Genomic DNA, 19,592 nt, shown 5'->3' with positions numbered 1-19,592 from the left:
AGGTCGGCGGGCCTTCGACTCCGCGAGGGCGCCGCCAACCGGCGGGGCCGCGCACACCATGGGCGCAAGCCGTCAAGGACGCGGCGAGCTCCGTGTCCAGGCTCTGCTCCACCCCCGATGCGAACGACGGCCTGACGCCGCGACGCACTTCTCGCACACCTCGTTCACCTCCTCTGCCGCGCCGCCCGACTCGGGAAAGGCGTCAGGCCAGCGCACGTGGGAGAAACGCAGCAGTTTCGACCGGCTGATCGCCAGTCCGCACAGTGTCTGGTTCGTCCCTGGATACCAGGCATGCGCCTCACCTGAGGGCATCCGTACGCCGTTCTGGTCTCGCCACTGTCGTGAGGCCGCGACCGAAGGCTCTCCGCGTGCCGGCATCTCTGACCATCTTCTCTATGAGCGTCACAGACGCGTCTGTCATCCCTGTCCGCTGTCCTCCTTGCCGTATCCCAGTGTCTCGGCGACCTCCGCCAAGGTGGTGAAGGTCCTCTCCGGCAGGGAACGAACCGCGCCGATCACCGAGTCGGGCGCGTTCTGCTCCTCGGCGCGGGCCAGCAGGGCGGCTCGGTCCGCAGGAAAGACGTCGGCTCCGCTGATCCACCTGGCCAGCTCACTGCGCGCCTCCACCCCCTGCGGACTGATGCCCTGCGGCGTACCGGGTTCACGACCGGGCGTGTGCGACGTCGATGCCATGTGGTTCTCCCTATGTGATCGCAGTGCGGACTCGCCGACCGGTGAATCCGCTGTCCGTGTCCTGGACGGGCCGGCGAACCGGCGCGTGCGCCGGTTCCGGTACGCGCCGGCGTTCTTCCCGCTCACGGCTGACGCTCCCTCCGGCGCGACCGGGTCCTACCCTCTCCTGCGTGGGGAAACATCCGGGCCTCGGTGAGGCGCTCGTCGGGCAGCCGATGGATACCGGCGGGTGGGCGGAGGGCGGGCGTCTCCACGACGATCAGGGGCTTGCCGCGTTCGTGGCGGGTCCGGGCGACGGCGGCCGGGTCGAAACAGGTGGCGTACGGGGCGGGGGTTCGAGGGGGTGCACCGCCCCGTGGCCCACCAGGGTGCTCTTGACCGGACCGGGAAGCGCCGTGTTCCGGCGGACGTGGTCTTCGTCGTAGAAGAAACGCGCCGCGTCCGGCCCGCACAGTGCCACCACGCGTTGCCCCATCAATCGGGTGCGGACCACGTCGTCATCAATCGGGTGCGGACCACGTCGTCGCCGACGCGCCGCCGACGGTCAGGCAGCCAGCCGTAACCTTCCAGCAGCAGGAACAGGGTGTCATCGAAGACAGGCATGCGATCGTGCCTGCCCATCTGCCCCGCTGGAAAACAGCCCGCTCCCGCATCAGCCGTTTCCCGTTCCCTCCGTTCGCCCGACGTCGTTCGGGCCGCGCGGAGACGGGCGGACGAAAGGCACGACCCCATTGGGAGGAGCGAAGACGCCGACCATGCGGGAGATCGTGACGGCGGGCGCCTGATGCGCTGGACGGGTCCCGCCGGGGTAGGGATCAGGGATGCGAGCTGCGCAGTCTCCAAGACCGATCCGGCCGGTGATGTATCACCAGTGGTCTCATATGACCTTCGTCCATTGGCGCTATCCCTCCGACGTGGTCCAGTCGCTGCTCCCCGACGGACTCACCGCCGAGGAGTTCGACGGCTCCGCCTGGGTCGGGCTGACCCCCTTCCTCATGGAGGACGTACGGGTGCCCGGAACACCGGCGTTGCCGTGGCTGTCGCGGTTTCCCGAGACGAACGTGCGCACCTACGTGCGGGACGGGCAGGGACGCGGTGGCCTGTGGTTTCTGTCGTTGGACGCCGGGCGGCTTCCTCCGGTCCTCGGCGCCCGGGCGACCTACTGGCTGCCGTACCACTGGTCCGACATGTCCGTGCGGGTCGAGGACGAACGGCGTTCCTACCGCTGCGGGCGCCGCTGGCCCGGGCCCGCCGGTGCCCGATGTGACGCCGACGTGCGGGTGGGCGCGCCACTGGCCGACTCCGAGCGGGACAGCCTGTCGGTCTTCCTCACCGAACGCTATCGCCTGTTCACCCGCGTCGGAGGCCGGTTGGCCCATGCCGAGGTCGAGCATCGGCCCTGGCCGTTGCACCACGCCCGGCTGGTCCACCTCGACGAGGGGCTGCTCAGGGCGGGAGGGCTCACCGCTCCGGAACACGACCCGATCGTGCACGCCTCTCCAGGCGTGCGGGTGCGGGTGGGGATGTGGAGCTGGAACCAGGCCGCCCCCTCCCGGAAGATCTGACTCCGCCCTTCCGGTCTCGGCGGGCTCAGGGCAGGTGCGCGCGGGAACCGTCCGGGGCGTTCTCGTCGCCGCAGACCAGGAGCAGCACGGAGGCTCGGGACTCGCCCAGCGAGCGGACCTTGTGCGGTGTCGTGGCGTTGAAGTAGACCGAGTCGCCCGGCCCGAGCGCGATGGCGTGGGACGGGAGGAGGAGTTCGGCCCGCCCTTCGTGGACGAAGAGGAACTCCTCGCCCTGGTGGTCCCGGAAGGGGACGCGGTCGGCGTCGTGCGGCGGGTACAGCATGAACGGCGTCATCCGCTTGGCCCCGGCCTGGAGCGCGATGCCCTCGTAGTGGGAACCGGTCTCCCCGTCCGCCGTGAGCGGGTGCCGCTCCCCCGCCCGGGTGACCGTGACGTCGCTCAACCGCTCGGAGTCCACGAAGAGCCTGTCGAGGTGCACGTCGAGCGCCCGCGCGAGCGCCACGCCCACGGCGATGGACGGCGTGCTCTGACCGCGCTCGACCTTGGAGAGATAGCTCTTGGTCACTCCGGCGCGCTCCGCGAGGACCTCAAGGGTCATCAGCCGCTCCTTGCGCAGCTGCCGTACCCGATTGATCACCTTGCAATCCCTTCGCGCCCGCCCGACAGGGCCGATGTGCGGCTGTGGAAAGCGTATCGCCGCTCCCCGACCAGGCGACCGGTCGAGGCGGCCTTCCCGGGGGCCTCTTCCTTTCATGAAACCTTGTGTCATATAGTTGCCCATGTGTCCTAACGGGGCGACACCAGACGACTGGGCGAACGGAAATCCCGGCGCCCGGAAGTGGAGATGACATGGCGAAGACACTGCGAGAGAAGAAGGACGTGCTGGTCGACCGCGCCCAGCGGCAGATGCGCGAGCACTTCGGCGAATCGAAGCTGACGATCCGGCAGAAGCTGGCCCTGACCTGCCGCATCCTGTTCGACGGCGGTCACGACTCGGGGCTCGCCGGGCAGATCACCGGCCGCGGCGAGAAGCCCGGCACCTACTACACCCAGCGGCTCGGCCTCGGGTTCGACGAGATCACCGAGGAGAACCTGCTGCTGGTCGACGAGGACCTCAACGTCCTGGAGGGTGAGGGCGTCCCCAACCCGGCGAACCGGTTCCACTCCTGGATCTACCGCGCCCGCGAGGACGTCAACTGCATCGTGCACACGCACCCGCTGCACGCGGCGACGCTCGCCATGCTGGAGATCCCCCTGGAGATCTCCCAGATGGACACCACGCCCCTGTACGACGACTGCGCCTTCCTGAAGGAGTGGCCGGGCGTGCCGGTGGGCAACGAGGAGGGCGAGATCATCTCCTCGGCCCTCGGGGACAGACGGGCCATCCTGCTCGCCCACCACGGACAGCTCGTGGCGGGCGCCACGGTCGAGGAGGCGTGCAACCTGGCCGTCCTCATCGAACGGGCCGCGCGCATGCAGCTGCTGGCCATGTCCGCGGGAACGATCAAGCCGCTGCCCCCGGCCCTCGCCAGGGAGGCCCACGACTGGACCTCCACCCCCAAGCGGAACCAGGCGAACTTCGCCTACTACGCGCGCCGTGCCCTGCGCGACCACCCCGACTGCCTCGTGAACGGAACGGAGATCTGATGACCGTCCCGCCCCTGAAGGGGATCATCGCCTATCCCGTCACCCCGTTCGCCGCCGACACCGGCAGGCTCGACCTGACGGCGCTGCGCAGGGTCACCGACGCGCTGGTGGAGACGGGCAGCCACGGCGTCGCTCCGCTCGGCAGCACCGGCGAGAGCGCCTACCTCAGCGAGGCCGAATGGGACGCCGCCTGCGAGACCGCGCTGCACACCGTGGCCGGGAGGGTGCCGACACTGGTCGGCGTCGCGCACTGGAGCACGGAGACCACCGTACGGCGTGCCCGCCTGGCCGAGCGCTGCGGAGCCACCGCGATCATGATGCTGCCCCTGGCCTACTGGAAACTGACCCCGGCGGAACTCGAACGGCACTTCGCCACGGTGGCCGCGGCCACCGACCTGCCCATGATGCTCTACAACAACCCGGCCACCAGCGGAGTCGACCTCTCCCCCGAGACCGTCGTCGCGCTCGCCGAGAAGATCCCCAACCTCACGATGGTGAAGGAGAGCTCGGGTGAGGTCTGGCGCTTCCGCGCCATCCGGGAGCTGTCCGGGGGCTCCCTGTCGGTCTACAACGGCAACAACCCGGTCGCGCTCGAGGCCTTCCGCTCCGGCGCGGCCGGATGGTGCACCGCGGCCCCCGGCCTGCTGCCGCGCTGGTGCCTGGAGCTCTACGCCGCCGTACAGCACGGCGAACACAGGCGGGCCGACGAACTGCTGGCGGCCATGCTGCCGTTCCTGCGGTTCATCGTCGCCCAGGGCCTGCCCAGGGCGATCAAGGCAGGGCTGGTGCTCCAGAGCCGGCACGCCGGCCCCCCGCGTCCGCCGCTGCTGCCCCTGCCGGCCGAGGAGACCGAGCGGCTCCAGGAGCTGCTGGAACTCCTCGGATCACACCCGCTGCTGGAGAACGCGGCCACCGGCGCGGCGGGCGTCGCGAGCTGAGCCCGGACCGGCGGGCCGGTTCCGTGGTGGGCGGGGCGCCCGCGACCTCGGAACCGGCCCCGACCGGGGCGCGGTCGTCCACCGGCGGCACGCCGACTACAGCGGCAGCCGCGCCCGGACCTGGAAGCCGCCGTTCTCACGCGGCCCCGCCGTCAACTCCCCGCCGCACAGCGCCACCCTCTCGGCCATCCCCACCAGTCCGAAGCCTCCGGACGAGAACGGGTCCGCGACCACTCCGTCGTCCAACACCTCGACCTCCACCGTCTCCCGCTCGTAGCCGATCCGTACGGTGGACCGCGCGCCCGAGGTGTGCTTGCGGGTGTTGGTGAGCGCCTCCTGCACGATCCGGTAGATCGCCCGATCGATCGCGGCGGGCAGCGTGACCGGCTCGCCCTCCAGCACCAGGCTCGTGGGCAGCCCCGCGGCGACGGCCTGCTTCACGAGGACGGGCAACTCCGCCGTGCCCGCCCCCAAGGTCTCTCCGTCACCGGACTCGTCGGTCCGCAGCACGTTCAACAGGTGCCGCATCTCGGTCAGGGCCTGCCGGGCGGTCCGCTCGGCGGACAGCAGCGCCTCCCCGGCCTCGAGCGACTCCCGCGGCAGGGTCGCACGGGCCCCGCCGACCAGTGAGCTGATCACACTGATGTGATGGGCGACGACGTCGTGCAGCTCACGGGCGATCCGGCGACGTTCGAGGTGGACGGCCTCCTCGGCGCGCCTGCTTTCCTCACGTTCCCGCGCTTCGGTTCTGGACCTGACCGACAGGCCGACGCCGGCGGAGAGCACGTAGAAGAAAGGACTGGCGTTCTGGTAGTTCGTGTCGGCGAACAGGGAGACGTAGGCGGCCGTCGCCAGGCAGGCGGTGACGACCAGGGCCTGCCTGGCCGCGACGTAGCGGCCGACGCCGTAGAGGGCGATCGTCGCGGGGATCAGTGTGCTGGGGGTGATCGTGAGGTTTCCCGCGATGTCGAACGCGGAGGTCACCACGGCGACGGGGATCGGGTGGCCGCGCCGTACCAGGAGGGGAAGGGTGGAGGCCAGGAAGAGGCCCACGCCCGCGGCGACGCCGGCGTCATGGTCCAGCAGAGAGCCGATCAGGGGGCGCAGCGAGCTCAGCCACAGCACCACGACCAGCGCCGTGTCGAACACACGGGGTCGTCTGAGGAACAGCCATGCCCTTCGCCCCGCACGCATGAAACGATCTTATTTTACGCCGGGCCGGGTGCGCGGCCTCTGTCACCGCCCGGGACTCGGAGGTCCGAGGCCCGGGCGTCGCGCTTTCCCTCCTTTTCGCGGTGCGCCCCGAAGGACGGCTCCCCTGGGTGCCGAACGACCGGGATCCGGCTCCACGGGGCGCCCGCGGACGGGTCAGTAGTAGTACGGGAACGGCTCCCAGTCGGGGGAACGCTTCTGCAGGAACGCGTCACGGCCCTCGACGGCCTCGTCGGTCATGTACGCCAGCCGGGTCGCCTCGCCGGCGAACACCTGCTGGCCCGCCAGGCCGTCGTCGACCAGGTTGAAGGCGAACTTGAGCATCCGCTGCGCCTGGGGCGACTTACCGATGATCTTCCAGCCCCACTCCAGGGCGGTGGCCTCAAGCTCCGCGTGCGGCACGACCCGGTTGACCGCGCCCATGGCGTGCATCTGGTCCGCGGTGTACTCCTCGCCGAGGAAGAAGATCTCCCGCGCGAACTTCTGCCCCGTCATGCGCGCCAGGTACGCCGAGCCGTAGCCGGCGTCGAACGACCCCACGTCGGCGTCCGTCTGCTTGAAGCGGGCGTGCTCGGCGGAGGCCAGGGTCAGATCGCACACCACGTGCAGGGAGTGCCCGCCTCCGGCGGCCCAGCCGGGCACGACCGCGATGACGACCTTCGGCATCGTGCGGATCAGCCGTTGCACCTCGAGGATGTGCAGCCTGCCCGCCTGTGCCGGGTCGATGGTGTCGGACGTCTCGCCGCTGGCGTACTGGTAGCCGGAGCGCCCGCGGATGCGCTGGTCGCCGCCGGAGCAGAAGGCCCAGCCGCCGTCCTTGGGCGACGGGCCGTTGCCGGTGAGCAGGACACAGCCCACGTCGGAACTCATCCGCGCGTGGTCGAGCGCCCGATAGAGCTCGTCGACGGTGTGCGGCCGGAAGGCGTTGCGGACCTCCGGCCGGTCGAACGCGATGCGGACGACGCGCTTGCCGCCGCGTGCCTCCGCTGAGCGGTGGTAGGTGATGTCGGTGAACCCGAACCCCTCCACCTCACTCCATTCGAGTGGATCGAACAGCTCGGAAACATTGGCGTCTGCCACGAATATTCATCCCCAATCATGCTGACCAATCAACCGTATCCACACCGTCGAGGACCGCCTCCGCTTTTCACGGCGCCGTCCGTGGGAGCCCGAACGCTCTCGAGCGTGCGGCGAAGGGCGTTCCGCGGCCCGGCGAGGCGATCCACGCGTTGTCGCCGAACGTCGCTGGACACCGTACCGACCAGCCCGGCGGGTCGGACGCGGGGGCGGATCCCACCGATCGTCCATGCTGGTGAAGTCGCTCCGGCGGCTCTGTGCGACCATCTCCACATGCTCACCAGATCCACCTCCTCCGGCGACCGCCAGACCGGTACGGCACGCAGCAGCCTTTTCGTCTTCCCATCGGATCTCGTCGTCGAAGGCGTGCGGGAGGTGCTGGCCCGCGTGCGCGAGCGAGGCGTCGAGGCGGTCACCGTCGCCGTCGCCTACCACCAGGCACGGGACGTGATGCCGCACGCGAGCGTCCGCAGGGTGGTGCACCGCCACGACGGCGTGTTCCTCCCGCTGCCGCCGGAGGTGTGGGAGGGAGTGCGGTTGCGTCCCGCGGCGCAGCCCGCGGAGGAGGTCGTCGCGGTGGCGCGGCTGCTCGAGGACACGGCGCCCGGTGAGGTGCTGGCGTGGACGGTGTTCCTGCACAACACGACGCTGGGCACCGCGCACCCGGACGTGTGCGCCGAGAACTGTTTCGGCGACCGGCTGCTCGCCGACCTCTGCCCGGCGAACCCGGACGTCGCCGACTACGCGGTCGCGCTGGCGCGCACGGCGGCGGCGGCGGGGCCGGTCGTCGCCGAGGCGCTCGCCTACGGCACGTTCGACCACGGTCACCACCACGAGCGCAGTTTCGTTCCCCTGGGGCCCGGTGAGCGGCTGCTGCTCGGGCTCTGCTTCTGCGCGCACTGCCGCCGGGCGGCCGGCGCGGCCGGAGTGGACGCCGACCGCCTGCGCGCCGCCGTCGCCGGTCATCTCGATCGGGTGCTGGGCGGCGAGGAGGTGACCACGTCCGACGACCCCGCCTCACTCAGCGCGGCCGTGGGCGAGGACCTCGCCGGATTCCTCGCCGTCCGCCAGGACGTGGTGACCGCGCTCACCCGCCGGGTCGCGGACGCGGTGCACGCCGACGGCGGCCGGCTGGTCTACCTCGACCTGACCGGGGCTCTGCTCGGCTACGGCAGCGGCACGCCGGAGGGGCCGTCCGCGGCCGAGCAGGGCTGGCGGACCGGGGTCGACGCCTCGGCTCTGGCGCCGCTCGTGGACGGCTACGCCTACCTGGGGTACGCGCGGGACGTGGAGCGCCTGCGCGTCGACGTCGCCTCGGTCGTCGACGCGGTCGGCGGGCGGTGCCCCGTACGGGTGGTGCTGCGGCCGGGGCACCCGGACACCGGCGACGCCGCGAACCTGGCGGAGAAGACGGCCGCCTGCGCCTCTCTCGGCGTGGCGGCCGTCGACTTCTACAACTACGGCATGTATCCGTGGCCGGTGCTGGACAGGATCCCGGCGGCCCTCACGGCCGCCGGCGACCCGGATCAGTCTCCGGTGTAGAGGATCGCGTCGATCTCGATGTCGAAGCCCTTGAGCGCCACCGGGATGGTGGTCCGGACCGGGAGGTTCTCCGTGCCGAAGAACTCCACGTAGATCTCGTTCATCTCGGGGAAGTCGTCGAAGTCCCGCAGGTAGACCCCCACCCGGACCACCTGCGACAGGTCCGCCCCCGCCGCCTTGGCCACCTGCGCCAGGTTGGTGAAGGCGAGGCGGGCCTGCTCGGCGAACGAGCCGCGCACCCACGTGCCGTCGGGGAGCACCGGGCAGGCCCCGGCGAGATAGACGTGGTCGCCGGCGACGACGGCCTGCGAGTAAGGTCCGCCGGGCGGGGCCGCGTCGGGGGTGCTGATGATCTTCTTGGGCATATCTGGTCATCCTCCTGAGGACGTGGTGGGATCTGCGGGGAATCGGGGGTACTGTTCGGCCAGCCCTTCGAGCCCGACGAGCGGGGCGGAGAGCAGGTCGCGGACACGACGCTCGCGCAGGCGCAGCGCCTCGTGCTGCGCGTCGGTGAGCGGGATCCACGGCTTCGGCCGCGACGGGAGCCGGGGCGGCAGCGGACGCCCGGCGACGTAGGTGACCTCGTTGACCAGCCGCCGGTCGGAGGTGCGGCGCTGCCGGTGCACGTCCACCACCTCGAAGTCGCCTTCCTCGACCGTGAAGACGGCGAGGTCGGCGCGGGCCCCGACGGCCAGCGTGCCGGCTCCGTCGGGCAGGTTCAGCGCCCGGGCCGGATGGGCGGTGACCGCGGCGACCACCTGCTCGAGGGACAGGCCGACGGCGAGCAGCTTCGTCATCGTCGTGGGCAGGTCGAACACCGGCCCGTACAGGCAGCGGGCGTGCAGGTCCGAGGAGATCGTGTACGGCACCACGCCGGCCTTCAGCTGCGCTTCGAGCACGTCGAACGCGAAGCCGCCGGATCCGTGTCCGATGTCGAACAGGACGCCCGCCGCGTGCGCCTCGACCACCGCCGACGACAGGTCGGCCCCGTCGAGCATGCCGGTGGCCAGCCCGCTCGCGCAGTGCGTGACGATGTCGCCGGGGCGCAGCAGTCCCAGCACCTCGTCCACGGTGGGCGGGGCGACGCCGATGTGGACCATCACCGGGACGCCGCCCGTCTCGGCCACCGCGATCGCCCGGCGCAGCGGTTCCAGCCCGTTCCGGCCCACCGACTTGCCGTCCATGCGGACCTTCACCCCGACGATCAGGTCGCGGTTGGCCGCCAGGGTCGACGCGGCGAGGTCGACGTCGCAGTTGGCCAGTTCCCGGTTCTCCCCGTCCGGAGCGGTCAGGCCGACCGCGGAGACGTTGAGCAGCGCCACGACGCGTACCTGGAGGTCGCGGACCACGGCGCGCAGGGATTCGACGTTGTAGGCCCCCGCCGAGCCTGCGTCGACCCACGTGGTGACCCCGGTGTACCAGGCGACGGGGTCCGGATCGATCCCCCAGTAGGTGGCGTCGGGATGGATGTGCGTGTGCATGTCGATCAGCCCGGGTGTGATCAGCCTGCCCGTGGCGTCGATCACCTCGCGGGCCTCGTGCCGGGGCAGGCCGGGGGCCACCGCGGCTATCCGGCCGCCGCGCACCGCGACGTCGTACCGGCCGACGTGCCCGCCACCGACGTCGATGACCTCACCGCCGGTGAGCAGCAGATCGTAGGACAATGATCCTCCTAGGGCTTTCAACGCGTGTGGAGCCTTTTCAGGAAGGCGTGGCCTCGTCCGTGAGGGCGGTGCCGATGCCCAGGCGGTAGAGCCGCGTCGGGCGGCCCTTGCGGTGCACCTGCTCGCTGCCCTCCTCGGTGACCAGGCCGGACTCGTTGAGTTTGCGGATCAGCCTGCGGCCGCTCGGGTCGGTGATCCCGAGGGAGCCGGCGAGATCGCTGGGCGAGATGAGCCGCCCCTCGAGGCTGCGTTCGAGGGCGGCGAGCCGGGAGAGGGTCGCCGGGCTCAGGCCGACGCGGCGGGCGAGCCCCTCGATGTCCCCGCCGTGGTCGCGGTAGGTGAAGGCGAGGGGGTTTGCCGAGCCGCTGCTCATCGGGCCGATGATGACCCCGTTGTCCTGGACCAGGTACGCCGAGGGGATGCTCTCCTGTTCCGCCCGTGCCGCCGCCCATTCGGCCAGTTGCACACAGGTGCGGGCGGACACGCCGATGCCGAATCCGGCGGCCAGCCGTATGCCGAGCGTCTCCTGGGCCTCTCCGAGGGTGGGAAGGGAGATCCAGTTCTGGGTGGCGTGTTCGAACAGCGCCTTGTGCGCGAAGACCACGACGCCGCGCCGGTCCCGGTTCTCGATCCACGCTTCGCCGAACTCGGGCGTGTTGACCAGCAGGTTCATCAGCCCGATGCGGGCGCGGTCCAGGTCGGCCTGGGCGTCCTGGGTGACCACGCGGAAGACGCCCGCGGCGAACCGTGACGCGTTGGCCTGCCGGGACTGGATGCGCAGCGCGAGTTCGTGAAGGTTCGTCCGGATCGTGGCCGGACCGTAGAGCGCGTTCACCACGGGAACCGAGTCGGCCAGCCGCGCGGTGACCGCGGTGCGCAGGCTGATGGCGTAGGCGGCGCCGGTCTTCTCCATGAAGCGGCGGTGGAAGCCCACGATCTCCTCGACGCTCTGCCGTGGGTTGTACGGCAGGCAGGCGACCTGGCTCCGGTCGAGCTGGAGCGCCTGGACGACCTCGTCGACCGTCTCCTGGTCGAAGGTGTCGATGCTGACCGGGGCCGCCCGCCACCCGCGCGCCGCCGCCCGGAAGAAGGCGATGGACAGGTCGAGGCCGGCTGACTTGATGACCGCGACCGACACGTCGGCCGGGAGCAGGTCGCGGGATTCGGCGAAGGGGACCTTGCCGAGGAGCAGCCCGTCCACCTGCTCGCGGCCGAGGAACTCCCGGACCAGCGGCTGGATCTCGTTCTCGTGCCGGTAGGTGACCCACTCCAGGCGCACGCCGGAAAGGGTGCGGGCCGCTTCTTCGAAGATGGTGCGATGACTCGCGTGGATGACGAGCCCGATCACGATCGTCATGACACCTCTATGCGACCTATGTTCGGAAGTGGTTCGTACTGGCCCCACTATACGAGCAGGGAGGCCGCCGAGGGAACCTGACTGTCAGATGTACGAAATGCATCATTTTGGTAGCAAGCTGTTGACCGGGAGCTCCTGGTCGGAGCATCCTGAGCGCACCCTACTACGAACCATTTACGAACCAAGTCCATTGAGGAGACTCGATGACAGGAACGACCCGGCGCGCCCTGATCGCCGCGGCGGCACTCGGCGCCCTGCTGACCACCGGGGCGTGCAACGTCGACTCCGGCGGCACCACCCCCAGCGGCGCAGCGAGCTCCGACCCGAGCGGCGGTACGGCGGGCACCGCCAAGGCCCTCAAGGTCGGCTGGTCCACGATCTACCTGGCGCCGTCGTGGATGCAGCAGACGCTCAAGATGCTCGAGGAGGACGTGGCGAGGCTGAAGGGCGAGGGCAAGGTCGCCAGCTACGAGACCTTCAACGCCAACGGCGACACCTCCCAGCAGATCGCCCAGATCCAGGCGATGATCCAGCAGAAGTACGACGTCATCCTCGTCGACGCAGGCTCCTCCACCGCGCTCAACCCGGTGCTGGAGCAGGCCGTGGCCCAGGGCATCACGGTCGCCAACTTCGACAGCCTGGTGACCAGTGACAAGGTCATCAGGGTCGGCACCGACCAGGTCGAGTGGGGCAAGATGACCGCCCAGTGGCTGGCCGACAAGCTCGGCGGCAAGGGCGAGATCATCGCGATGAACGGCCCCGCCGGCGTGGCGGTCAGCGAGGAGCGCTGGAAGGGAGCCGAGGAGGTGTTCAAGAAGTACCCGGACATCAAGATCTCGGCGAACGTGCACAGCGAGTACAACCTGGCCCCGGCGGCGCAGGCGTTCGCCTCGGCCTACTCGGCGCACCCGAACATCACCGGGGTCTTCTCCCAGGGCGGCGCGCTGTCCGCCGCGGCCCTGCAGACCCTGGTGAAGCAGGACAAGAAGCTCGTCCCGATCACCGGGGAGAACTACAACGGGTTCCTCAAGATGTGGGCCGACAAGCGCAAGGAGGGGTTCTCCTCGCTGTCCACGGCGCAGCCCAACTACCTGTCGGTGATCGCGCTCGAGGCGGCGGTGGCCAAGATCGGCGGCACGGCGGTCCCGATGGACATCACGGTCCCGCTCCCGAAGATCACCGACGACAACCTCGACCAGTACGCCAAGCAGGACCAGCCCGACGACTCGTACCCGATCCAGCCGATCCCGCAGAGCGAGATCGACAAGCTCATCGGCAAGTAGAGGAACCACGGATGACCCTGCTGAACGTCGAGCGGGTGTCGAAGTCCTTCGCCGGGGTCACCGTTCTGCGCGAAGTCAGTTTCGACATCCAGGCCGGCGAGGTGCTCGCCCTGGTGGGAGAGAACGGCGCCGGCAAGAGCACCGTTCTCTCCCTGATCACCGGCCTGCTCACCCCGGACTCCGGGACGATCAGATACGACGGCGAACCGGTCCGCGCGTGGTCTCCGCACCGCGCCCGGGCCGCCGGGGTCGCCTCGGTGCACCAGGAGTTGAGCCTCAATCCGCACCAGAGCGTGGCGGAGAACGTGTTTCTCGGCGCCTGGCCCAGCCGCTACGGCCTGGTGCGCCAGGGTGACCTGGTGGCCCGCGCACGCCCGCTGCTGGAACGGGTCGGCCTCGACGTCGACCCGCGCACCCCCGCCGGGCGGTTGCCGCTCGGCGCGCAGCAACTGGTCGAGCTCGCCAAGGCGCTGACCGCAGACCCGCGTCTGCTGATCCTCGACGAGGCGACGTCCGCGCTCGACGACGACCAGGTGCGCGCGGTCTTCCGGGTGGTCGACGACCTGCGTGAGCGGGGCCGGTCGGTCGTCATCGTCAGCCATCGGATGGGTGAGCTGCTCACCGTCAGCGACCGGCTGACCGTCCTGAAGGACGGTGAGGTGATGGCCACCCGGCGGCGCGACGAGACCGACCACGACGATCTGGTGCGGCTGATGGTGGGGCGGGAGCTGTCAGACCTGTTCCCGGCCAAGGCCGCGCCGGACAGCCCGCAGGCGGACCCGGTGCTGCGCGCCGCCGGGCTGTCCATCCCCGGCGCCTGTGCCGGCGTCGACCTGGAACTGCGGCCCGGCCGGATCATCGGGCTGGGCGGACTGCAGGGCCAGGGGCAGCGCGAGGTGCTGCGGGCCCTGTTCGGCCTGCGCCATCACAGCGGACAGACCGAGGTGGACGGACGGCCCCGCCGGCTCGCGTCGCCCAGGGAGGCGATCCGCCGGGGCATCGCCTACGTGCCGGAGGACCGCAAGACCGAGGGGCTGCACGTGGTGCGGAGCGTCAGGGCCAACCTCGCGCTGCCCAGCCTGCGTGTGCTCGCCCCCGCCCGCGCGCTCACCACCGTCTCCCGGCGGCGTGAGAACGAGCTGGTCGAGGAGCTGATCCGGCGGATGCAGGTCAAGACGGCCTCACCCGCCCAGGAGGTCCGCCGGCTGTCCGGCGGCAACCAGCAGAAGGTGGCCCTGGCCAAGTGGCTGCCGGCTCGGCCCCGCGTGCTCCTGCTCGCCGAGCCGACCCGCGGCATCGACGTCGGCACCAAACGCGAGATCTACCACCTGCTGCGCGAGCTGGCCGACGAGGGCATGGCGGTGCTCGTCACCTCGGGAGACACCATGGAACTGGTCGGACTGTGCGACGAGGTCCTCGTCATGTACGAGGGCGCCGTGGTGGAACGGCTGGCCGGAGCCGAGCTGACCGAAGAACGCCTGGTCCACGCCTCGGTGGTGGGCCACAGCACGGCTGAGGAGACGTCCCGTGCGTAACCGACTCGAAACGGCGGTCCGGCTGTCGGGCCGTGCCGCACGAGGCAACCTCGACCTCGTCGGACTGTGCGGGCTGCTCGTCGTGGTGCTCGTCGTCTACCAGCGGCTCGATCCCACCCTGCTCGAACCGGCGACGATCACCATCCTGTCGGCGCAGTTCCTGCCGTTGATCCTGGCCGCGGTCGGGCAGACCATCGTCATGCTCACCGGCGGCATCGACCTGTCGCTGGGGGCCGTGCTCTCGCTCGGCATGGCCGTGTTCGTCATCAACACCGCCGACGGCACGATGAGCGTCGTGACCGCGATGGTGATCGCCCTGGCGGTCACCGTGCTGGCCGGCGCGGCGAACGGGGCACTGGTCGCGTACGCCGGACTGCCGCCGATCATCGTCACGCTCGCCGCGTCGTTCCTGTGGGGCGGGGTCACGCTGATCGTGCTGCCCCAGCCCGGCGGGCACGTGCCGACCGGGCTGGTGCGGGCGTACAACCTCGGCTGGTACGGCCTCGCGCTGCCCGCCATCGCCATCGCCGTGGCCCTGGTCCTGTGGAAAGTGGTCAAGACGACCCGGTTCGGGCTGACCCTCTACGCGGTCGGCGGCAACGAGCACGGCGCGTTCGCCAACGGCGTCAACACCCGCCGGGTCAAAATCGTCGCCTACGGCCTCGCCGGTCTTTTCACCGGGCTGGCCGGCATAGGACTGGCGATCCAGACCGGGTCGGGCGACCCGACGATCGGCACGCCGTACACGCTGAACTCCATCGCGGCCGCGGTGCTCGGCGGAATCAGCTTCTTCGGCGGCATCGGGCAGATGCGGGGCACCCTGCTCGGCGCGCTCCTGCTCGGCCTGCTCACCAACCTGTTGCTGTTCACCGGGATCTCGACGTTCTACCAGATGATCCTGCAAGGAGTCGTACTCGTCGCCGCGGTCGCGGTGAAGACGCTGGCGACCAGAGAGAGGGTGGCATGATGGCGTCGACCATCCGGGGGGCGCTGCGTGACAACCGGGCCCTGTGGGCGTTCGGCGTGCTGGCGCTGACCTGGCTGGCGGCGATCATCTTCGCCCAGGGGTTCAACAGCGTCGCGAGCGTGCACTACCTCGTCCAGACCGCGTCCTTCCTCGGCATCGTCGCCGTGGGGCAGACACTCGTGGTGATGATGAGCGGGATCGACCTGTCGGTCTCGGCGGTGGTGGCCCTGTCGGCCGTGGTGTGCGCGCAGGTCAGCGCGGGATCGGGCGGCGCCGTCGCCATCCTGACGGCGCTGGCGGTCAGCGTGCTGGTCGGCCTGGTCAACGCCGCGGGACTGATCTGGCTGCGCCTGCCGCCGATGGTGATGACCCTGGCGACCGGGACGGTCATCGCCGGCGCGCTGCTCATCTACACCAACGGTTCGCCCAGGTCGGCCCAGATCCCGCTGCTGGACTCGCTCGCCAACGGCAGCGTGGCGGGGATACCGCTGGCCACGATCCTGTGGCTGGCCATCGCGGCCGCCGCCGTCTGGCTGCTGCACCTGTCCCGCCTGGGACGCTACGCCTTCGCGTTGGGCACCAGCGAGCCCGCCTCGCGGGCCTCCGGCGTGCCGGTCCCGGTCACCACGTTCGTGATGTACGCCGCCTGCGCGCTGCTCGCGGGAGTCGCCGGGCTGGTCCTGCTCGGCTTCACCGGCACCAGCTCCCTGACCATGGGAAATCCGTACCAGCTGCTGTCGATCGCGTCGGTCGTCCTCGGCGGCACCTCCATCCTGGGAGGACGCGGCCACCTGCTCGGCACGGTCGCGGGCGCGCTGCTGCTGACCCTGCTGACCGCGCTGCTGGTGGCGTGGAACCTCAGCGAGGGGCTCCGCCAGGTCTCGCTGGGACTGCTCATCATCGTGCTGCTGCTGGTCTACGCCCGTGAACGGCGCACGACGTGACCGCGCGGGCGCGCCGCGCCGGCGAGGACAGGCGGTGCGGCGGCGAGAACGAAGGACAGAGGGAAAGCGTGTGAACGACGTCGAAGCCCTGCTGGGCGAGCTGGTGAGCACCCCGAGCGTCAACCCGCGCGAGGGATCCGGCGGAGGCGAGGCGGCGCTGGCCGGGGTCGTCCGGCGGTGGCTCGCCGACCACGGGGTCGCGGCGGAGCTGGACGAGGTGCTGCCCGGCAGGCCCAACGTCGTGGCGGTGGTGCCCGGCCGCGACCCGCGCGTCATCCTGCTGGAGTCGCACCTGGACACGGTGGAGGTCGACGGCATGACCGTGGACCCGTACGCGGCCCAGGTCCACGACGGAAGGCTCTACGGCCGGGGCGCCTGCGACGCGAAGGGCCCGCTCGCCGCGTTCATGCTCGCCGCCGCGGAACTGGCCGCAGGGCCGGTCCCGCCGTACACCGTGATGCTCGCCGGTGTGATCGACGAGGAGTACCGCTACCGCGGCGTGCTGGGCCTGCTCGACACCCTGCCCGGAGCCGAGGTCGTGGGAGCGGTGGTCGGCGAGCCGACCGACCTGACGGTGGCCACCGCGCACAAGGGCGTCGTCCGGTACACCGCGCGCACGCTGGGCGAGGCGGGCCACACCTCCCGGCCCGCCGAGGCGGTCAACGCCGTCTCGCTGATGGCCCGTGTGATCGCCCATCTCGACGCGACCGGGCCGGAGATCCCCGGACACCCGCTGCTCGGCCCGGCCACCAGGTGCGTCACCCGCGTCCACGGCGGCACCGGCCCCAACATCGTCCCGGGGCGCTGCGAGATCGACGTCGACCGGCGCACCCTGCCCGGGGAGGACCCGATGGCCGTGTGGCGGCGCGACGGGGAGGAACTGGAGAGGCTGCTGCCCGGCCGGATCGAGCTCGATCCCCCGTTCAACGTGGACTACGCGCTGGACACCCCGGCGGACAGTCCGGTCGTCGCCGCGCTGTGCGGCGCGCTCGCCGCCAGGGGCGGCGACGGGGGCGTGCACGGCATGCCGTTCTGCACCGACGCCAGCAAGCTCGCGCGGGCCGGCATCCCCGCGGCGGTCTTCGGGCCGGGATCGATCCTCGACGCGCACTCCGCGGACGAGTCGGTCGCCCTCGCCGACGTGCGGTTCGCGGCCGAGGTCGTCGTCGACATGGCGCGGCGGGTCGGGGTGGGCGCGTGCGGCTGAACGACCATGTCGACCTCGTCGGCAGCGGCGCCGCCGGATTCGACCTCACCGACCCCCTGGACTGCCACGTCTACCTGGTGCGGGGAACCCGGGCCAGGGCGCTGATCGACGCCGGGGCGGGGCGCGACGTCGAGGCGATCCTGCGCAACGTGGGCGCCGACCTCCCGGAGTACCTGCTGCTGACCCACGGCCACGCCGACCACGCCGGCGGCGCCGCCGAGCTGGCACGGCGGGTGCCGGGGCTGCGGGTGCTCGCCGGTCCACCGGCGCACCGGTGGATAGCGGACGGAGACGAGCGAATGATCAGCCTCGACCGGGCCAGGGCGGGCGGCGTGTACCCCGGCGACTACACCTTCCCCGCCTGCCCGTCGGCGGAGCCGATCGCCGACGGCGAGCGGATCGACCTGGGCGGGGTCACGCTGCGCGCGGTCGCGACGCCCGGCCACGCCGACGGCCACACCTGTTACCTCCTGGAGGCCCCCGGACACCGCGCCCTGTTCTCCGGTGACTGCGTCTTCACCGGCGGGCGGGTGTCGCTGCAGAACCTCCACGACTGCCGGGTGCCGGAGTACGCCGCCAGCCTGACCCGGCTGGCCGAGCTGGAGGTGGACGCGCTCTTCCCCGGCCATCACGAGATCTCGCTGAACCGCGCCCACCGGCACCTCGCCACGGCGCGTGACACCCTCACCCGCGGACTGCTACCGGAGAGCACGACATGACCGACTCCCTGACCATCCCGCCGGAGCGGATCGACTGGCGGACCAAGGGGCTGTGGTGGCCCGGCCCGGCGATCTCCCTGGAGGAGTTCGCCGCCCTGCGGCCCGGCCTCTTCGACGGGGCGTTCACCTGGCCGCTCATGGTCGCCGACCAGGCCGCCATCGCGCACAACATCGACACGATGGCCCGCTTCTGCGCCCGGCACGGACTGGAGTTCGCCCCGCACGGCAAGACCACCATGGCGCCCTCGCTCTTCGCCGCCCAGCTGCGCGCGGGAGCCACGGCGATCTCCGTGGCCACGGCCGGTCAGGCGCTGGCCTGCCGCGCCCTCGGAGTGCCCGAGGTGCTGCTGGCCAACGAACTGCTCGACCCCGTCCCGCTGCGCTGGGCGGCCGAACAGGTCGAGCAGGGGTTCGGCTTCGCCTGCTTCGTCGACTCGGTGGCCGGGGTGCGGACGATGGCCGAGGCCATCGCCTCCGTACCGGGCGACCGGCCGGTACGGGTGCTCGCCGAGCTGGGCCATCCTGGCGGGCGCACCGGATGCCGTACCGTCGCCGAACTGACCGAGGTGGCGCGGGCGGCGGTCGAAGCCCCCCGGATCGAACTCGCCGGGGTGGCCGCCTACGAGGGCGGGCTGCCCGACGCGGAGGCGGCGGGCCGCTACCTGGACGAGGTGCGGGAGGCCGTCCGCCACCTGGCGGCCCAGGGCCTGCTGGCCGAGGAGGTGGTCGTCACCGCGGGCGGCAGCAAGTACTTCGACGTCGTCGCCGACCGCCTGGCGGGCTCGTGGCTGCCCGGCCACCGGCTGCGCACGGTCCTGCGCAGCGGCGCCTACGTCTCCCACGACGACGGGGTCTACCGGGAGTGGACGCCGTTCCGGCGGATTCCCGGGGAGGGCTCGCTCGACGCGGCGCTCCAGGTGTGGGCGCAGGTGATCTCGACTCCGGAGGACGGCCTGGCCATCATCGGCATGGGCAAGCGCGAGGCGCCCTACGACGAGGGGCTGCCGACGCCTCAGCGGGTCCGGTCCCTGGACGGCACGCTACGGCCCGCCACCGGCCTGCGCACCAGGGCGGTCAACGACCACCACGCCTACGTCGAGGTGGCCGCGGGCGCCGAGGTCGTGCCGGGAGAGCTGATCTGTTTCGGCCTCTCCCACCCGTGCACCTCCTTCGACAAGTGGCAGGTGATCCCGGTGGTGGCGGACGACCACACCGTGGTGGACCTGATCCGCACCTACTTCTGATCGTCCTGTCCGGGGCCCGATCCGGCTCGTGGCGTCG

The 19,592-nt window shown here is 71.1% G+C and carries 19 protein-coding genes; 11 read left to right on the top strand and 8 right to left on the bottom strand.

Annotated elements, in window-relative coordinates; genetic code table 11:
• Positions 1-417 precede the first annotated feature (417 nt).
• Together PKF00_RS30440 and PKF00_RS30435 are read right to left on the bottom strand one after the other, a co-directional pair.
• Complete coding sequence (locus tag PKF00_RS30440; protein ID WP_271221121.1) at positions 418-693, bottom strand: DUF2795 domain-containing protein; 276 nt, start codon at positions 691-693, stop codon at positions 418-420.
• A gap of 474 nt (positions 694-1,167) precedes the next feature.
• Entirely contained in the window at positions 1,168-1,296 is a 129-nt protein-coding gene (locus PKF00_RS30435; RefSeq protein ID WP_271221120.1) for a hypothetical protein, read from the bottom strand.
• Between the two features lie 278 nt (positions 1,297-1,574).
• On the opposite strand from PKF00_RS30435, the gene PKF00_RS30430 reads away from it, so the two are divergent.
• Positions 1,575-2,258, top strand: coding sequence for a YqjF family protein (locus PKF00_RS30430; RefSeq protein WP_271221119.1), 684 nt, complete (start codon positions 1,575-1,577; stop codon positions 2,256-2,258).
• Between the two features lie 25 nt (positions 2,259-2,283).
• On the opposite strand, the gene PKF00_RS30425 is transcribed toward PKF00_RS30430, so the two are convergent.
• The gene (locus PKF00_RS30425; RefSeq protein WP_271221118.1) at positions 2,284-2,856 is read right to left on the bottom strand and encodes a helix-turn-helix domain-containing protein; all 573 of its coding nucleotides are present in this window, start codon (positions 2,854-2,856) and stop codon (positions 2,284-2,286) included.
• 212 nt (positions 2,857-3,068) lie between these two features.
• Between PKF00_RS30425 and PKF00_RS30420 the strand changes: the two genes are divergently transcribed.
• Both PKF00_RS30420 and PKF00_RS30415 read left to right on the top strand, forming a co-directional pair.
• Positions 3,069-3,866: an aldolase gene (locus PKF00_RS30420; RefSeq protein WP_271221117.1), complete on the top strand. Its 798-nt coding sequence runs from the start codon at positions 3,069-3,071 to the stop codon at positions 3,864-3,866.
• Positions 3,866-4,804 carry a dihydrodipicolinate synthase family protein gene (locus PKF00_RS30415; RefSeq protein ID WP_271221116.1) on the top strand — a complete coding sequence of 313 codons (939 nt, stop codon included), beginning with the start codon at positions 3,866-3,868 and terminating at the stop codon, positions 4,802-4,804. The genes PKF00_RS30420 and PKF00_RS30415 overlap by 1 nt, the downstream gene beginning before the upstream one ends.
• A gap of 96 nt (positions 4,805-4,900) precedes the next feature.
• Here PKF00_RS30415 and PKF00_RS30410 read toward each other — a convergent pair whose 3' ends face one another.
• Both PKF00_RS30410 and PKF00_RS30405 read right to left on the bottom strand, forming a co-directional pair.
• Positions 4,901-5,998, bottom strand: a complete 1,098-nt coding sequence (locus PKF00_RS30410; protein WP_271221115.1) for a sensor histidine kinase — start codon at positions 5,996-5,998, stop codon at positions 4,901-4,903.
• 174 nt (positions 5,999-6,172) lie between these two features.
• Complete coding sequence (locus PKF00_RS30405; RefSeq protein ID WP_271221114.1) at positions 6,173-7,096, bottom strand: 1,4-dihydroxy-2-naphthoyl-CoA synthase; 924 nt, start codon at positions 7,094-7,096, stop codon at positions 6,173-6,175.
• A gap of 270 nt (positions 7,097-7,366) precedes the next feature.
• On the opposite strand from PKF00_RS30405, the gene PKF00_RS30400 reads away from it, so the two are divergent.
• Positions 7,367-8,635 carry a hypothetical protein gene (locus PKF00_RS30400; protein ID WP_271221113.1) on the top strand — a complete coding sequence of 423 codons (1,269 nt, stop codon included), beginning with the start codon at positions 7,367-7,369 and terminating at the stop codon, positions 8,633-8,635.
• Here PKF00_RS30400 and PKF00_RS30395 read toward each other — a convergent pair.
• Genes PKF00_RS30395 through PKF00_RS30385 form a run of 3 tightly spaced genes read right to left on the bottom strand, consistent with a single transcriptional unit; the run spans position 8,620 to position 11,656 of the window.
• Positions 8,620-9,000 (bottom strand): RidA family protein, encoded by a 381-nt coding sequence (locus PKF00_RS30395; protein WP_271221112.1) that lies wholly within the window; start codon positions 8,998-9,000, stop codon positions 8,620-8,622. The two genes, PKF00_RS30400 and PKF00_RS30395, sit on opposite strands and share 16 nt — an antisense overlap.
• Before the next feature lie 6 nt (positions 9,001-9,006).
• Positions 9,007-10,299 carry an amidohydrolase/deacetylase family metallohydrolase gene (locus PKF00_RS30390; protein ID WP_271221111.1) on the bottom strand — a complete coding sequence of 431 codons (1,293 nt, stop codon included), beginning with the start codon at positions 10,297-10,299 and terminating at the stop codon, positions 9,007-9,009.
• Between the two features lie 37 nt (positions 10,300-10,336).
• Positions 10,337-11,656 carry a MarR family transcriptional regulator gene (locus tag PKF00_RS30385; RefSeq protein ID WP_271221110.1) on the bottom strand — a complete coding sequence of 440 codons (1,320 nt, stop codon included), beginning with the start codon at positions 11,654-11,656 and terminating at the stop codon, positions 10,337-10,339.
• A gap of 203 nt (positions 11,657-11,859) precedes the next feature.
• On the opposite strand from PKF00_RS30385, the gene PKF00_RS30380 reads away from it, so the two are divergent.
• The 7 genes from PKF00_RS30380 to PKF00_RS30350 all read left to right on the top strand — a co-directional run bounded on the left by PKF00_RS30380 (position 11,860) and on the right by PKF00_RS30350 (position 19,555).
• A complete protein-coding gene (locus tag PKF00_RS30380; RefSeq protein WP_271221109.1) occupies positions 11,860-12,939 on the top strand; it encodes an ABC transporter substrate-binding protein in 1,080 nt (359 codons plus the stop codon).
• A gap of 11 nt (positions 12,940-12,950) precedes the next feature.
• Complete coding sequence (locus PKF00_RS30375) at positions 12,951-14,474, top strand: sugar ABC transporter ATP-binding protein (protein ID WP_271221108.1); 1,524 nt, start codon at positions 12,951-12,953, stop codon at positions 14,472-14,474.
• Positions 14,467-15,441 carry an ABC transporter permease gene (locus PKF00_RS30370; RefSeq protein WP_271221107.1) on the top strand — a complete coding sequence of 325 codons (975 nt, stop codon included), beginning with the start codon at positions 14,467-14,469 and terminating at the stop codon, positions 15,439-15,441. The genes PKF00_RS30375 and PKF00_RS30370 overlap by 8 nt, the downstream gene beginning before the upstream one ends.
• Positions 15,441-16,385, top strand: coding sequence for an ABC transporter permease (locus PKF00_RS30365; protein ID WP_271221106.1), 945 nt, complete (start codon positions 15,441-15,443; stop codon positions 16,383-16,385). Before PKF00_RS30370 ends, PKF00_RS30365 begins: the two co-directional genes overlap by 1 nt.
• 70 nt (positions 16,386-16,455) lie before the next feature.
• A complete protein-coding gene (locus tag PKF00_RS30360; protein ID WP_271221105.1) occupies positions 16,456-17,592 on the top strand; it encodes a M20 family metallopeptidase in 1,137 nt (378 codons plus the stop codon).
• A complete protein-coding gene (locus tag PKF00_RS30355; protein ID WP_271221104.1) occupies positions 17,583-18,311 on the top strand; it encodes an MBL fold metallo-hydrolase in 729 nt (242 codons plus the stop codon). The genes PKF00_RS30360 and PKF00_RS30355 overlap by 10 nt, the downstream gene beginning before the upstream one ends.
• Positions 18,308-19,555: an alanine racemase gene (locus PKF00_RS30350; RefSeq protein ID WP_271221103.1), complete on the top strand. Its 1,248-nt coding sequence runs from the start codon at positions 18,308-18,310 to the stop codon at positions 19,553-19,555. The genes PKF00_RS30355 and PKF00_RS30350 overlap by 4 nt, the downstream gene beginning before the upstream one ends.
• Positions 19,556-19,592: the final 37 nt, after the last annotated feature.

It is taken from the genome of Streptosporangium carneum (assembly GCF_027922005.1).
Classification (GTDB): Bacteria; Actinomycetota; Actinomycetes; order Streptosporangiales; family Streptosporangiaceae; genus Streptosporangium; species Streptosporangium carneum.
Note: the sequence above shows the minus strand (reverse complement) of the source record. Positions and strands in the feature narration are given on the sequence as shown.

What these genes read in the sequence shown, in the direction of transcription:
- PKF00_RS30435 (WP_271221120.1), bottom strand. Translation starts at nt 1,296, where the DNA reads ATGCCTGTCTTCGATGACACCCTGTTCCTGCTGCTGGAAGGTTACGGC.
- PKF00_RS30415 (WP_271221116.1), top strand. Translation starts at nt 3,866, where the DNA reads ATGACCGTCCCGCCCCTGAAGGGGATCATCGCCTATCCCGTCACCCCG.
- PKF00_RS30400 (WP_271221113.1), top strand. Translation starts at nt 7,367, where the DNA reads ATGCTCACCAGATCCACCTCCTCCGGCGACCGCCAGACCGGTACGGCA.
- PKF00_RS30420 (WP_271221117.1), top strand. Translation starts at nt 3,069, where the DNA reads ATGGCGAAGACACTGCGAGAGAAGAAGGACGTGCTGGTCGACCGCGCC.
- PKF00_RS30350 (WP_271221103.1), top strand. Translation starts at nt 18,308, where the DNA reads ATGACCGACTCCCTGACCATCCCGCCGGAGCGGATCGACTGGCGGACC.
- PKF00_RS30375 (WP_271221108.1), top strand. Translation starts at nt 12,951, where the DNA reads ATGACCCTGCTGAACGTCGAGCGGGTGTCGAAGTCCTTCGCCGGGGTC.
- PKF00_RS30440 (WP_271221121.1), bottom strand. Translation starts at nt 693, where the DNA reads ATGGCATCGACGTCGCACACGCCCGGTCGTGAACCCGGTACGCCGCAG.
- PKF00_RS30385 (WP_271221110.1), bottom strand. Translation starts at nt 11,656, where the DNA reads ATGACGATCGTGATCGGGCTCGTCATCCACGCGAGTCATCGCACCATC.
- PKF00_RS30380 (WP_271221109.1), top strand. Translation starts at nt 11,860, where the DNA reads ATGACAGGAACGACCCGGCGCGCCCTGATCGCCGCGGCGGCACTCGGC.
- PKF00_RS30365 (WP_271221106.1), top strand. Translation starts at nt 15,441, where the DNA reads ATGGCGTCGACCATCCGGGGGGCGCTGCGTGACAACCGGGCCCTGTGG.
- PKF00_RS30395 (WP_271221112.1), bottom strand. Translation starts at nt 9,000, where the DNA reads ATGCCCAAGAAGATCATCAGCACCCCCGACGCGGCCCCGCCCGGCGGA.
- PKF00_RS30430 (WP_271221119.1), top strand. Translation starts at nt 1,575, where the DNA reads ATGACCTTCGTCCATTGGCGCTATCCCTCCGACGTGGTCCAGTCGCTG.
- PKF00_RS30410 (WP_271221115.1), bottom strand. Translation starts at nt 5,998, where the DNA reads ATGCGTGCGGGGCGAAGGGCATGGCTGTTCCTCAGACGACCCCGTGTG.